11 protein-coding genes are annotated in these 14,014 nt (G+C 74.0%); 8 read left to right on the top strand and 3 right to left on the bottom strand.

Annotation, left to right across the window (positions count from 1 at the left end):
* Positions 1 to 43: 43 nt before the first annotated feature.
* On the bottom strand, positions 44 to 1,033 hold the full coding sequence (meaB, locus tag IF45_RS0107570; protein ID WP_030306380.1) for a methylmalonyl Co-A mutase-associated GTPase MeaB: 990 nt from the start codon (positions 1,031 to 1,033) through the stop codon (positions 44 to 46).
* A gap of 89 nt (positions 1,034 to 1,122) precedes the next feature.
* Positions 1,123 to 2,325: an acetyl-CoA C-acetyltransferase gene (locus IF45_RS0107565; RefSeq protein ID WP_030306378.1), complete on the bottom strand. Its 1,203-nt coding sequence runs from the start codon at positions 2,323 to 2,325 to the stop codon at positions 1,123 to 1,125.
* Between the two features lie 143 nt (positions 2,326 to 2,468).
* Here IF45_RS0107565 and mce point away from each other — a divergent pair, with 143 nt between their 5' ends.
* From mce to IF45_RS0107530, 7 genes are all read left to right on the top strand, one after another.
* Positions 2,469 to 2,909, top strand: a complete 441-nt coding sequence (gene mce / locus IF45_RS0107560) for a methylmalonyl-CoA epimerase (protein WP_003950906.1) — start codon at positions 2,469 to 2,471, stop codon at positions 2,907 to 2,909.
* Between the two features lie 209 nt (positions 2,910 to 3,118).
* Positions 3,119 to 6,982, top strand: a complete 3,864-nt coding sequence (scy, locus tag IF45_RS0107555) for a polarized growth protein Scy (protein WP_030306375.1) — start codon at positions 3,119 to 3,121, stop codon at positions 6,980 to 6,982.
* A 260-nt stretch (positions 6,983 to 7,242) separates the two neighbouring features.
* Positions 7,243 to 8,181: a coiled-coil domain-containing protein gene (locus IF45_RS0107550; protein WP_003950904.1), complete on the top strand. Its 939-nt coding sequence runs from the start codon at positions 7,243 to 7,245 to the stop codon at positions 8,179 to 8,181.
* A gap of 124 nt (positions 8,182 to 8,305) precedes the next feature.
* The gene (locus tag IF45_RS0107545) at positions 8,306 to 9,325 is read left to right on the top strand and encodes an ABC transporter ATP-binding protein (RefSeq protein WP_030306372.1); all 1,020 of its coding nucleotides are present in this window, start codon (positions 8,306 to 8,308) and stop codon (positions 9,323 to 9,325) included.
* Position 9,326: 1 nt separating this feature from the next.
* The gene (locus IF45_RS0107540) at positions 9,327 to 10,097 is read left to right on the top strand and encodes an ABC transporter permease (RefSeq protein ID WP_030306371.1); all 771 of its coding nucleotides are present in this window, start codon (positions 9,327 to 9,329) and stop codon (positions 10,095 to 10,097) included.
* Positions 10,098 to 10,361: 264 nt separating this feature from the next.
* A complete protein-coding gene (locus tag IF45_RS0107535; protein WP_008409338.1) occupies positions 10,362 to 11,444 on the top strand; it encodes an ABC transporter ATP-binding protein in 1,083 nt (360 codons plus the stop codon).
* Entirely contained in the window at positions 11,441 to 12,277 is an 837-nt protein-coding gene (locus tag IF45_RS0107530; RefSeq protein WP_008409337.1) for an ABC transporter permease, read from the top strand. The genes IF45_RS0107535 and IF45_RS0107530 overlap by 4 nt, the downstream gene beginning before the upstream one ends.
* An 18-nt stretch (positions 12,278 to 12,295) precedes the next feature.
* On the opposite strand, the gene IF45_RS0107525 is transcribed toward IF45_RS0107530, so the two are convergent.
* Entirely contained in the window at positions 12,296 to 12,637 is a 342-nt protein-coding gene (locus IF45_RS0107525) for an Rv1322 family protein (RefSeq protein WP_003950899.1), read from the bottom strand.
* Between the two features lie 258 nt (positions 12,638 to 12,895).
* On the opposite strand from IF45_RS0107525, the gene IF45_RS0107520 reads away from it, so the two are divergent.
* The gene (locus IF45_RS0107520; RefSeq protein WP_030306368.1) at positions 12,896 to 13,930 is read left to right on the top strand and encodes an LLM class flavin-dependent oxidoreductase; all 1,035 of its coding nucleotides are present in this window, start codon (positions 12,896 to 12,898) and stop codon (positions 13,928 to 13,930) included.
* Positions 13,931 to 14,014 lie beyond the last annotated feature (84 nt).

The raw sequence follows: 14,014 nt of genomic DNA, 5'->3' as shown, positions 1-14,014 counted from the left end.
CGGCGCTTGAGGCCGTCTCTGACCGGCACGGTCGAACCGAGCCTCAGCCGCCGGCCGACTCCTCGGGCGCCCCGAGCGCCCTGGGCGCGATCGCGTCGAGCAGCACATCCGCCGCCGCATACGGCGAAAGCTCACCCCCCACGACCCGCCCGGCCAGCGCCCCGGTCCGCGCATCCCCGGAGAGATCGGCGATCCGCGACCGCAGAGCGGTGACCGCGATCGTCTCGACCTCCCGGGCGGCACGGGCCACCCGCCGCTCGGCGAGCACCCCCCGCTCCTCCATCCACCCCCGGTGCTTCTCCAGGGCGTCGACCAGGTCGTCGACCCCCACCCCCTTGGCCGCCACGGTCTTCACGATCGGCGGCCGCCAGTCCCCGGCGGAGCGCGCCTCCCCGAGCCCCAGCATGTGGTTCAGCTCCCGGGCGGTGGCGTCGGCCCCGTCCCGGTCGGCCTTGTTGACCACGTACAGGTCGCCGATCTCCAGGATTCCGGCCTTGGCCGCCTGGATGCCGTCCCCCATGCCGGGCGCCAGCAGCACCACGCTGGTGTCGGCCTGGGCGGCGATCTCCACCTCGGACTGCCCGACGCCGACGGTCTCGACGAGGACCAGGTCGAACCCGGCCGCGTCCAGGACGCGGATCGCCTGCGGCGCGGCCCAGGCGAGCCCGCCGAGGTGGCCGCGGGTGGCCATGGAGCGGATGTAGACACCGGGGTCGGAGGCGTGGTCGGACATCCGGATGCGGTCGCCGAGCAGCGCGCCCCCGGAGAACGGCGAGGACGGGTCGACGGCGAGCACCGCGACCCGCTTCCCGGCCGCCCGGTAGGCGCTGACCAGCGCGGAGGTGGTGGTCGACTTGCCGACGCCGGGCGAGCCGGTGAGCCCGACCACGTAGGCGTTGCCGGTGAGCGGGGCGAGCGCGGCCATGACGTCCCGCAGTTGCGGCGAGGCCCCCTCGACCAGCGAGATCAGCCGGGCCACAGCCCGCGGCCTGCCCTCCCTGGCCTGGGCGACGAGGGCGGGGACGTCCTGCATGGCTGCTCCGTTCACGGCGTACGGCGACTTGGGGTCCCATCGAAGACGCGGCCCGGCCCCTCGCACAGGGGGCCGGGCCGCGCCGCGGTTCAGCTCTTGGGGACGCGGACGATCAGGGCGTCGCCCTGGCCGCCACCGCCGCAGAGGGCGGCCGCGCCGATGCCGCCGCCGCGGCGCTTCAGCTCCAGGGCGAGGTGGAGGACGAGGCGGGCGCCGGACATGCCGATGGGGTGGCCGAGCGCGATGGCGCCGCCGTTGACGTTGACCTTCTCGGAGGTGACGCCGAGGTCCTTCATGGACTGGACGGCGACGGCGGCGAACGCCTCGTTGATCTCGATCACGTCGAGGTCCCCGACGGTCAGGCCGTCCTTCTTCAGGGCGTGCGCGATGGCGTTGGAGGGCTGCGACTGGAGGGAGTTGTCGGGGCCGGAGACATTACCGTGGGCGCCGATCTCGGCGATCCACTCCAGACCCAGCTCCTCCGCCTTGGCCTTGCTCATGACCACGACGGCGGCGGCGCCGTCGGAGATCTGCGAGGAGGAGCCGGCGGTGATGGTGCCGTCCTTGGCGAAGGCGGGGCGCAGCTTGCCGAGGGACTCGGCGGTGGTCTCGGCGCGGATGCCCTCGTCCTTGGCGAAGAGGACCGCCTCGCCCTTGCGCTGCGGGATCTCCACCGGGGTGATCTCGGCCTCGAAGACGCCGTTCTTCTGGGCGGCGGCGGCGCGCTGGTGGGAGAGGGCGGCGATCTCGTCCTGCTCGGGGCGGGCGATGCCGAGGCGGGTGTTGTGCTTCTCGGTCGACTCGCCCATCGCGATGTTCTCGAAGGAGTCGGTGAGCCCGTCGTGGGCCATCGCGTCGAGCATCTCGACGGCGCCGTACTTGTAGCCCTCGCGGGACTTGGGCAGCAGGTGCGGGGCGTTGGTCATGGACTCCTGGCCGCCCGCGACCACCACGTCGAACTCGCCGGCGCGGATCAGCTGGTCGGCGAGGGCGATGGCGTCCAGGCCCGAGAGGCACACCTTGTTGATGGTCAGGGCGGGCACGTTCATGGGGATGCCGGCCTTGACGGCGGCCTGGCGGGCGGGGATCTGGCCGGCGCCGGCCGTCAGCACCTGGCCCATGATCACGTACTGGACCTGGTCGCCGCCGATCCCGGCCCGGTCCAGGGCCGCCTTGATCGCGAACGAGCCGAGGTCGGCGCCGGAGAAGGACTTGAGCGAGCCGAGGAGCCGCCCCATGGGCGTACGCGCGCCGGCGACGATCACGGAGGTGGTGCTCTGGGTTCCAGTCATGGCCGTGGGCCCCTTTGCATCGGTGGTGCGAAGTGAACGAGGGTTTACGTCAATGTACTGAGCGGTACGCCCCGGGGTCACCGGGCTTACGGTGTGATCGCGCGCACGTTGCGTAACCGGGCCCGGCGCGCTGCACTGGCTCCATGCTGACGCGTATCGACCACATCGGAATCGCCTGCCACGACCTCGACGCCACCGTCGAGTTCTACCGCTCCACCTACGGCTTCGAGGTGTTCCACACCGAGGTCAACGAGGAACAGGGGGTGCGGGAGGCCATGCTGAAGATCAACGAGACCTCCGACGGGGGCGCCTCCTACCTCCAGCTCCTGGAGCCCACCCGCGAGGACTCGGCGGTGGGCAAATGGCTGGCCAAGAACGGTGAGGGCGTGCACCACATCGCCTTCGGCACCGCCGACGTCGACCAGGACGCCGCGGACATCCGCGACAAGGGCGTCCGGGTCCTCTACGACGAGCCCCGGAAGGGCTCCATGGGGTCCCGGATCACCTTCCTGCACCCCAAGGACTGCCACGGCGTACTGACCGAACTCGTCACCTCCGCGCCCGAGGAGTCGGCGGAGCACTGATCGGACACCTGATTGGCCGGTAGGGTTGGGGGGCGGCCGTCGCTTCCACGCGGGCGGCCGCCGGGCCGGGGTCCGGGTTTCAGAGCGGCAGCGCCGGGCGGCAGTCCGGGCCCGCGGGCGGTCTGACACCATTTCCCCCGGGAGCCTCGTCCGTCCGCGGAGGGGGTTGTTCGGAGTTTTCGCGACCAGGGGACGGATGGGACCGCGCAGTGCGGGGCTACGAAGGCCAGGAGCGCCACCGAGCTGACGACCACCTCTCTCGGTTCGAAGCCGAGATGGACCGGCTGAAGACCGACCGGGAGAAGGCCGTTCAGCACGCCGAGGACCTCGGCTACCAGGTCGAGGTTCTGCGTGCCAAGCTGCACGAGGCCCGACGGGCGCTGGCGACGCGTCCCCACTCCTACGACACCGCGGACCTCGGCTACCAGGCCGAGCAGATGCTGCGGAACGCCCAGCTCCAGGCCGACCAGATGCGCAGCGACGCCGAGCGCGAGCTGCGCGAGGTGCGGGCCCAGACCCAGCGCATCCTCCAGGAGCACGCCGAGCAGCAGGCCCGCCTCCAGGCGGAGCTGCACACCGAGGCGGTCAACCGGCGCCAGCAGCTCGACCAGGAGCTCGCCGAGCGCCGCGCCACCGTCGAGTCCCACGTCAACGAGAACGTCGCCTGGGCCGAGCAGCTCCGGGCCCGCTCCGAGTCGCAGGCCCAGCGCCTCCTCGACGAGTCCCGCGCCCAGGCCGAGCAGTCCCTCGCGGCGGCCCGCGCGGAGGCGCAGCGGCTCACCGAGGAGGCCCGCCGGCGGCTCGGCGAGGAGACCGAGAACGCCCGCACGGAGGCGGAGGCGCTGCTGCGCCGGGCCCGCGCCGACGCGGAGCGGATGCTGAACGCCGCCTCCCAGCAGGCCCAGGAGGCCACCGACCACGCCGAGCAGCTGCGCACGTCGACCGCCTCCGAGGCCGACCAGGCGCACCGCAGGTCGGCGGAGCTGACCCGCGCCGCCGAGCAGCGGATGTCCGAGGCGGACACGGCGCTGCGCGAGGCGACCTCGCGCTCCGAGAAGCTGGTGGCCGAGGCGGAGGCCACCGCCGCCAAGCGGATGGCGGCCGCCGAGGCCGCCGGCGAGCAGCGGACCAGGACGGCGCGGGAGCAGGTGGCCCGGCTGGTCGAGGAGGCCACCAAGGAGGCCGAGGCGGTCCGCGCGGAGGCGGAGGAGCTGCGCGAGCGCGCGGTGGCCGAGGCCGAGAAGGCGCGCTCCGAGGCGGCCGAGAAGGCCCGCGCGGCGGCGGCCGAGGACTCGGCTGCGGCGCTGGCGAAGGCGGCCAGGACCGCCGAGGAGGTGCTCCAGAAGGCGTCGAAGGACGCGGAGGAGACCCGGCGCTCCGCCTCCGAGGAGGCCGAGCGGCTGCGTTCGGAGGCGGAGGCCGAGGCCGACCGGCTGCGGGCCGAGGCGCACGACCTCGCGGAGGAGCTGAAGGGCGCCGCGAAGGACGACACCAAGGAGTACCGCGCCAAGACCGTCGAGCTCCAGGAGGAGGCCCGGCGGCTGCGCGGCGAGGCCGAGCAGCTGCGCGCCGAGGCGGTCGCCGAGGGCGAGCGGATCCGCTCCGAGGCGCGCCGCGAGGCGGTCCAGCAGATCGAGGAGTCGGCCACCACCGCCGAGGAGCTGCTGACCAAGGCCCGCGAGGACGCCGCCGAGGCCCGCGAGGCCGGCGAGGCGGACGGCGAGCGGACCAGGGCGGAGTCCGCGGAGCGGGCGGCGGCCCTGCGCAAGCAGGCCGACGACGCCCTGGAGCGGGCCCGCACCGAGGCGGCGAAGCTGGGCGAGGAGGCCGAGGAGGCCGCCGCCCGGACCCGCGAGGAGGCCGAGCAGGCCGCGCGGGAGCTGCGCGAGGAGACCGAGGAAGGCGTACGGGCCCGCCGCGAGGAGGCCGAGACCGAGCTGGTGCGGCTCCGCGAGGAGGCCGAGCAGCGGGTCGTCGCCGCCGAGGAGGCGCTGACCGAGGCGCGCGCCGAGGCCGGCCGGCTCCGCAAGGAGGCCGCCGAGGAGGCGGAGCGCACCCGTACCGAGGCGGCCGAGCGCGCTCGGACCCTCAGCGACCAGGCGGTCGAGGAGGCCGAGGCGCTCACCGCGACCGCGGCCGAGGAGGCGGCGGCCTCACGGGCCGAGGGCGAGGCGGTCGCGGTGCGGCTGCGCGCCGACGCCGCCGAGGAGGCCGAGCGGCTGAAGGCCGAGGCCCAGGAGGCGGCCGACCGGCTGCGCGCCGAGGCCGCGAGCGCGGCGGAGCGTACGGAGGCGGAGGCCACCGAGGCGCTGGAGCGCGCCCAGGAGGAGGCGGACCGCAGGCGGCGTTCGGCCGAGGAGGCGCTGGAGTCGGCGCGTACCGAGGCCGGGCAGGAGCGCGAGCGGGCCCGCGAGCAGTCCGAGGAGCTGCTGGCCTCGGCGCGGAAACGGGTCGAGGAGGCCGAGGCCGAGGCGGCGCGGCTGGTCGAGGAGGCGGACGCCCGCGCCACCGAGCTGGTGTCGGCCGCCGAGGCGACCGCGCAGCAGGTCCGGGACTCCGTCGCGGGGCTCCAGGAGCAGGCGCAGGAGGAGATCGCGGGGCTGCGGTCGGCGGCGGAGCACGCCGCGGAGCGCACCCGTGGCGAGGCGCAGGAGGAGGCGGACCGGGTCCGTTCCGACGCGCACGCGGAGCGGGAGCGGGCCTCCGAGGACGCGGCGCGGCTGCGGTCGGAGGCGGCCGAGGAGCTGGAGACGGCGCGTGCGCTGGCCGAGACGGCGGTCTCGGAGGCGACGGCCGAGTCGGAGCGGCTGCGCGCGGACGCCGGGAGCTACGCCCAGCGGCTGCGGTCGGAGGCCTCCGACGCGCTGGCCTCGGCCGAGGCGGACGCGTCGAAGGCGCGGGCGGAGGCCCGCCAGGACGCCAACCGGATGCGGACCGAGGCGGCCGAGCAGGCCGACCGGCTGGTCTCGCAGGCGGCCACGGAGGCCGAGTCGCTGGGGGCGCGTTCCGCCGAGGAGGCGGAGCGGCTCCGGGCCGAGGCGCGGGCCGAGGCCGAGCGGACGGTGACCGAGGCGGCCGAGGAGGCGGAGCGGCTGCGGGCCGAGGCGGCGCGCGCCGTGGCGGAGGCCGAGGAGCGGGCCGCGCGGACCCGCGAGGAGGCCGAGCGGGTCGAGTCGCAGGCGCTGGCCGCGGCCGAGGAACTGACCTCGCAGGCACGCGCGGAGGCCGACCGGACGCTGGACGAGGCGCGGGCCGACGCCAACAAGCGGCGCTCGGAGGCGGCCGAGCAGGTCGACCGGCTGCTGAGCGAGACGGCCGCCGAGGCGGAGAAGCTGACCACCGAGGCGCAGCAGGCGGCGCTGAAGGCGACGACGGAGGCCGAGTCGCGGGCCGACTCGATGGTGGGCGCGGCCCGCGCGGAGGCGGAGCGGCTGGTCGCCGAGGCCACCGTGGAGGGCAACAGCCTGGTGGAGCGGGCCCGTGCCGACGCCGACGAACTGCTGGTGGGCGCCCGCCGGGACGCCACCGCGATCCGCGAGCGCGCCGAGGAGCTGCGCGAGCGGGTCACCGCGGAGATCGAGGAGCTGCACGACCGGGCGCGCCGGGAGTCCTCGGAGGCGATGCGCAACGCCGGCGAGCGGTGCGACGCGCTGGTCAAGGCGGCCGAGGAGCAGGAGGCGAAGGCCAGGGCCGACGCCAAGGAGCTGCTGGCGGACGCCAGTTCGGAGGCCGGCAAGGTCCGGATCGCCGCGGTGCGCAAGGCCGAGGGGCTGCTCAAGGAGGCCGAGCAGAAGAAGGCCGAACTCATCCGCGAGGCCGAGCAGATCAAGCGCGAGGCCGAGGAGGAGGCCGAGCGGGTGGTCGCCGAGGGCCAGCGCGAACTGGAGGTGCTGATGCGCCGCCGGGCCGACATCAACCAGGAGATCTCCCGCGTCCAGGACGTGCTGGAGGCGCTGGAGGGCTTCGAGTCCCAGCCGGCCGGCAAGGCGGCTCCGGGCGGTTCCGGTACGGGCGTCAAGGCGGGGGCCTCGGCGGGGAGTTCCCGTTCGGGTGGCAAACAGAACGACAACTGACGGGCCGCCGGGGACGGACGGCCGGGTCACAGCACACGCCGGGGGGCCTCCCCCGGTGACGGGGGCGGAAAAGTCGGACACGGGGGCGTGGGAGGTGCGGTAATGGGCCTGTTCTGGGCCGATCTGGCAAGAGCTGCCGCCGTTGACCACCCAAAAGGGGTGTCATTCTCCAGATCAAACGGGCATCCGCTCGATGACACGCCGCTTTGGCCCCTAGGATTCCCTCTATCACCTCACCGGTCCCATTCGACAGGAACCCCATGAGCGACACTTCCCCCTATGGCTTCGAGCTCGTGCGGCGTGGGTACGACCGCGCTCAGGTGGACGAACGCATCTCCAAGCTCGTCTCCGACCGTGACAGCGCCCTCACCCGCATCACCGCTCTGGAAAAGCGCATCGAGGAGCTGCACCTCGAAACGCAGAACGCGCAGGCCCAGGTGGCCGACGCCGAGCCGTCGTACGCCGGTCTGGGCGCCCGGGTAGAGAAGATCCTCCGCCTCGCCGAGGAGGAGGCCAAGGACCTGCGCGAGGAGGCCCGCCGCGCCGCCGAGCAGCACCGCGAGCTGGCGGAGTCCGCCGCCCAGCAGGTGCGCAACGACGCCGAGGCGTTCGCCACCGAGCGGAAGGCGAAGGCGGACGACGAGGGCGTCCGCATCGTCGAGAAGGCCAAGGGCGAGGCGAGCGCGCTGCGCGCCGAGGCCCAGAAGGACGCCCAGTCGAAGCGCGAGGAGGCCGACGCCCTCTTCGAGGAGACCCGCGCCAAGGCCGCCCAGGCCGCCGCGGACTTCGAGACCAACCTCGCCAAGCGCCGCGAGCAGTCCGAGCGCGACCTGGCCTCGCGTCAGGCGAAGGCGGAGAAGCGTCTCGCGGAGATCGAGCACCGGGCGGAGCAGCTGCGCCTGGAGGCCGAGAAGCTGCGCACCGACGCCGAGCGCCGCGCCCGCCAGACGGTGGAGACCGCGCAGCGCCAGGCGGAGGACATCGTCGCCGACGCCAACGCCAAGGCCGACCGCATCCGCAGCGAGTCCGAGCGCGAGCTGGCGGCGCTCACCAACCGCCGCGACTCGATCAACGCCCAGCTCACCAACGTCCGCGAGATGCTGGCCACCCTCACGGGTGCCGCTGTCGCGGCCGCGGGCGCCCCGGCCGCCGAGGACGACTCCGCGTCGCGCGGCGTCCCGGCCCAGCAGTCCCGCTGACCCGAGCGCCCAGCGTTCCTCGCCCCCGTCCCGGTCCGTCCGGGGCGGGGGCTTCGCGCTGCCCGTTGCGGCAACCGGTCCAAGCCCACGGGCGGGCCGCGCGCCCGGACCGTAGCCTCGACGCATGATCGAGCTGTCGGGGCTGACCAAGCGGTACGGCGAGAGGGTGGCCGTCAACAATCTGACGTTCACGGTGCGCCCGGGCATCGTGACGGGGTTCCTCGGGCCGAACGGCGCGGGGAAGTCCACCACGATGCGGATGATCCTCGGGCTGGACAGACCGTCGGCGGGTGACGTCCGCATCGACGGGCGGCACTACGCCCAGTTGCACGATCCGCTGCGGCAGATCGGGGCGCTCCTCGACGCCAAGGCGATGCACGGCGGCCGGACCGCCTACAACCACCTGCTCTGCCTGGCCCAGTCCAACGGCATCCCCGCCTCCCGGGTCACCGAGGTGCTGGACACGGTGGGGCTGACCCCGGTGGCCCGCAAGCGCGCCAAGGGGTTCTCGCTCGGCATGGGCCAGCGGCTGGGGATCGCGGGGGCGCTCCTCGGCGATCCGCGCATCCTGATGTTCGACGAGCCGGTCAACGGCCTCGACCCCGAGGGCATCCACTGGATCCGGAACCTCATGAAGTCCCTCGCCCACCAGGGCCGCACGGTCTTCGTCTCCTCCCACCTGATGAGCGAGATGGCGCTGACCGCCGAACACCTGGTGGTCATCGGCCAGGGCCGGCTGATGGCCGACACCTCCATGGCCGACTTCATCCGGGAGAACTCCCGCAGTTACGTGACGATGCGCTCCCCCGAACGGGAGCGGCTGCTGGACGTCCTGCACGCGGCCGGCATCGCGGTGGCGGACGGCCCCGACGGGGCGGTGGAGGTCGACGGGGTGGCGGCCCCGGAGCTGGGCGAGCTGGCGGCCCGGGAGCGGCTGGTGCTGCATGAGCTGAGCCCCCGGCAGGCCTCGCTGGAGGAGGCGTTCATGCAGCTCACCGCCGAGTCGGTGGAGTACCACGCGCACGACGGCGACCCCGGCGCCGTGCGCGGCGGGCCGGCCCCCGGGGGCGGGGCGACCAGTGGGGGCGAGGGCCAGTGGGGCGCCGGCTGGGGCGGCCCCGAGCAGCGGCGGAGGAAGGGCTGAGATGGCCGTGACGCAGGTGGTCCGCTCCGAGTGGACCAAGATCCGCTCGGTCCAGTCGACGGTGTGGACGCTCGGTCTCGCCGCCGTGGTGACGATCGGGCTCGGCGCCCTGATCAGCGCCCTCTCCAAGAGCGAGTACGAGAACCTCTCCCCGCGCGACCAGCTGACCTTCGACCCGACCTTCATCAGCTTCGCCGGGCTGAGCCTCGGGCAGCTGGCGATGGTCGTCTTCGGGGTGCTGGTGGTCTCCAACGAGTACAGCACCGGCATGATCCGGATGTCGCTGGCGGCCGTGCCGCAGCGGGGCACCTTCTTCTTCAGCAAGGTCGCGGTGGCCACCGTGCTGGCGCTGCTGGTGAGCCTGGTGACGACCTTCGCCACCTTCTTCCTCGGGCAGGCCCTGCTCGGGAACCTCTCCGCCTCCATCGGCGACCCCGGCGTGCTGCGGGCCGTCATCGGCGCCGCCCTCTACATGACCCTCATGGCCGTCTTCTCCATGGGCGTCGCCGCGATGCTCCGCTCCCCCATGCTCTCCCTCGGCATCCTCGTCCCCTTCTTCTTCCTCGTCTCCTCCATCCTCGGCGCCGTCTCCGCCACCGAGAAGATCGGCCGCTTCCTCCCCGACCAGGCCGGCTCGAAGATCATGCAGGTGGTGGCGCCGCTGAACGACGACACCCCCTACGGCCCCTGGGGCGGCCTCGGCATCATGGCCCTCTGGGTGATCGCCTCCCTGGCCCTCGGGTACGCCCTACTCCGCCACCGCGACGCCTAGCCAGACGGAACCTGGCCATCGACCGGGTGGCCTCAAACGCCGGCCGGGCTACCAACAGCCCGGCCGGCGTTTGAGGCCATCCTTGACCGCGAGGTCGGCACAGACCAGCACCCCTCGATCAGCCCGGCCGGCGCTTGAGGCCAACCCCCAGCCCACCCCGGGAGGGAACTTCCGCTTGGCCGGAACCGAACGCCGGTGACTATCCTCCTTACGTTGACGGGGACAACCCCGGCAAGGAACTCTGTCGACGGGTGCGGGGAGCACATGATCGAGGCCACCGGCCTGACGAAGCGCTACGGCGCGAAGACCGCCGTGCACGACCTCTCCTTCCAGGTGAGGCCCGGCACGGTGACGGGCTTCCTGGGCCCGAACGGCTCGGGAAAGTCCACGACGATGCGCATGATCGTCGGCCTGGACGAGCCCACCAGCGGCCATGTCACGATCGGCGGCCTCCCCTACCGCCGCGTCCCGAACGCCCCGCGCCAGGTCGGCGCCCTGCTCGACGCCAAGGCGGTGCACGGCGGCCGCTCGGCCCGCAACCACCTGCTCTGCCTCGCGCAGCTCTCCGGCATCCCGGCCCGCCGGGTGGACGAGGTGCTGGGCGTGGTGGGGCTCCAGGACGTGGCGCGCCACCGCTCGAAGGGGTTCTCCCTCGGCATGGGGCAGCGGCTGGGCATCGCGGCGGCGCTCCTCGGCGACCCGCAGGTTCTCCTCTTCGACGAGCCGGTCAACGGCCTGGACCCGGAGGGCATCCTCTGGGTCCGCACCCTGATGAAGTCGCTGGCGGCCGAGGGCCGCACGGTCTTCGTCTCCTCGCACCTGATGAGCGAGATGGCGCTGACCGCCGAACACCTGATCGTGATCGGCCGGGGCCGGCTGATGGCGGACATGAGCGTGCGCGAGTTCATCGCCGCCAACGCCGCCGGGTTCGCCCGGGTCCGCGTACCGGACACCGAGCCGGGCTCGCGCGAGAAGCTGGCGGCGGCGCTGGCCGAGGAGGGCGGCCAGGTGCTGCCGGAGCCGGACGGCGCGCTGCGGGTGGCGGGGCTGCCGCTGCCCCGGATCAGCGACGTGGCGCACACCGCCGGGGTCCGGCTCTGGGAGCTCTCGCCGCACCAGGCGTCGCTGGAGGAGGCGTACATGCGGCTGACGCAGGGCGCCGTGGACTACCGCTCCACCGACGACCGGCGGGCCGGTCTCCACGAGGAGGGCGCCCAGGGGCCCGAGCCGTTCCCGGTGCCGCAGCCGGGCGCGGACCAGCCCGGCTGGTACGCGCCCCCGCCGCCCCGCCAGGAGCGGCCCGCCGCCCCCGACCTGAGCAAGAGCGACACCGAGGACCCGCGATGACGACCCCGACCCAGCAGCCGGAGCAGCCGGGCGCGCTGCCCGGCGCGATGTACACCTCGCCGATCCCGGTCCGCCCCACCCATCTGGGGCACGCGCTGGCCTCGGAGTGGACGAAGATCCGCTCGGTCCGCTCCACGGTGTGGACGCTCTGCGTCTTCGTGGCGCTGGTGGTGGGGATCGGCCTGCTGGTGGGGTGGAAGACCTCGGGCGAGACCTACACGGACGTGCCGTACACGATCCCGGCCCTGTTCGGGCTGATGCTGGGGCAGATCTGCCTGATCACGCTGGGCGTGCTGGTGGTCACCTCGGAGTACGGCACGGGCATGATCCGCACCACCTTCACGGCGGCCCCGCAGCGGCACCGGGTGCTGGCGGCGAAGTTCCTGGTCTTCTTCGCGCTGGCCTACACGGTCTCGGCGGTGTCGATCACCGTGGTGGGGCTGGCCACCGCCGCGATCAACGAGATCCCCTCGGGTCCGGGCGAGAACTGGGGCACCTCGGTGCTGCTCGGCTCGCTCTACGTGTCGCTGCTCGGCGTGCTCGGGCTGGCCGTCGGTTCGATGCTGCGGCACTCGGCGGGCGCGATCACCGCCATGCTCGGCGTGGTGCTGGTCCCGGCGATCATGCCGGCCTTCCTGATGATCTCCCCGGCCCTGCGCGGCATCGGCGAGACGATGCTGGAGTACAACGCCCCCAACTCGCTCTCCGCGCTCTTCGGCACCGCGATGTACGACGGCCAGGCCGGCGGCGTGCCGCAGCTGCTGGCGCTGCTCGGCATCACGCTGGTGGCGGTGGCCGGCGCCTTCGCCCTGCTGGAGAAGCGCGACGTCTGAGGCCGCCCGCCCCGCCGGTCAGAAGCGCGGCGCGTTCCGGGACCGCTGCACCCGCGTGGTGCGGCGGTCCTTCGCGTTCCAGCAGGCCTTGTGCCAGTGGCGCCGCTCGTCGACGCCGGAGTGCTCGGGCCAGGCGACGACGTGCGGCAGCCCGGCGGGGATCTCCTGGTCGCAGCCGGGGCAGCGGTAGCGCTTGCCCGCGGAGGCGGGGCCCGAGCCGGAGATGTGGCGGACCGACCACTGCTCACCGCGCCAGCTCTCGGCCGACTGGAAGCCGTACCGCTCGCCCGGTTCGTCGTCGCCGCCGCCTCGCCGCCCGGAGGAGCGGGAGGGCTTGGAGCGGTTCTTGCGCGGGGACACGGGGCACCTCACGATCTGCTGTACGGCGGTCACGGCCTCCCGGACAGCCTACGCGCCGCCCCTCCGCCGGCAGGCGCCCGCCGAAGCGCCACACGCCCCCTTCAGGCTCCTTCCCGCCCCCTCCGTACGCCGTGCGTGCCCCCGGGAAATCCCCATAATCCGCCAATCCTCTTGCCAGGCCGTGCCTTTGGCACGTGTCAGGCGTTGTTGCCAGGCAGGGGGAGTGCCGTGTCGGGCACCAAGGAAGCAGGATGCGTCATGCACGTGGGAAGTTTTGTACTCGGTGGTCAGTTCCCGGGCCAGGGTCAGGGCGAGGCCCTGCACCGTGCGGTGCGCTCGGCCGAGGTGGCGGAGGAGGCCGGCCTCGACACCGTCTGGCTGGGCGAACACCACTTCGTGCCGTACGGCACCTGTCCCTCCGCCGCCACCCTGGCCGCGCTGCTGCTGGGCAGAACCCGGCGGGTGAGGGTGGGCACCGCGGTCAGCGTGCTGCCCACCACCCACCCCGTCGCCCTCGGCGAGCAGGCGGCCCTGCTCCACCTCGCCGCCGGCGGCCGGTTCACCCTCGGCGTCGGCCGCGGTGGCCCCTGGGTCGACCTGGAGGTCTTCGGCGCGGGCCTGCCGGCCTTCGAGGAGGGGTTCCCGGAAGCGCTGGACCTGCTGCTGCGCTGGCTGCGCGAGCCACGGGTGGGGGCGTCGGCCGAGGGCGGGCGGTACGCCTTCCGGGAGGTGGCGGTGGTGCCGAGCCCGGTGGAGTCGCTGGACGGGCTGCCGGGCCCGGAGGTGGTGGTGGCCTGCACCTCGCCGTCGAGCGTGCGGCTGGCCGCCGAGCGGGGGCTGCCGATGCTGCTGGGGATGCACACCGGGGACGCCGAGAAGGCAGAGATGGTGGCGCTGTGGCGGCGTCATGCCCGGGAGACGGGGCGCGACGGCGACGAGATCGCGGCGGCCGCGCACGTCTCGGCGGGCGTCGCCCAGGTCGAGGACGGGCCGGGACGGGCCACCGAGACGCTGGTGAAGGCGATGCCGGGCTGGTTCGAGCTGGGCCTGGGCGCCCATGTCACCGTCGACGGGCGGGCGCGGGCGATGCGCGACCCGGTGGCGTACACCGAGTTCCTCTGCTCGATCCATCCGGTGGGGCCGCCGCGGCTCTGTGCCGACCGGCTGGCGGCGACCGCCGAGGCGACCGGGATCACCCGGTTCGCGCTGATGGTGGAGGGGTCGGGCGACCTCGCCGGGACCGAGGAGAACATCCGCCGCCTCGGCCGGGACGTACTGCCGCAGCTGCGCTGAACGCGCCGTGCGGCGGCCCCTGGTGAGGGCCGCCGCACGGCGGATGCGCGTCACGCCCGGACCCGCCGCCTGAGGCGGTTCCGG

This window comes from Streptomyces albidoflavus, from assembly GCF_000719955.1.
Taxonomy (GTDB): domain Bacteria; phylum Actinomycetota; class Actinomycetes; order Streptomycetales; family Streptomycetaceae; genus Streptomyces; species Streptomyces albidoflavus.
This window is presented reverse-complemented; position numbering and strand designations above follow the sequence as displayed.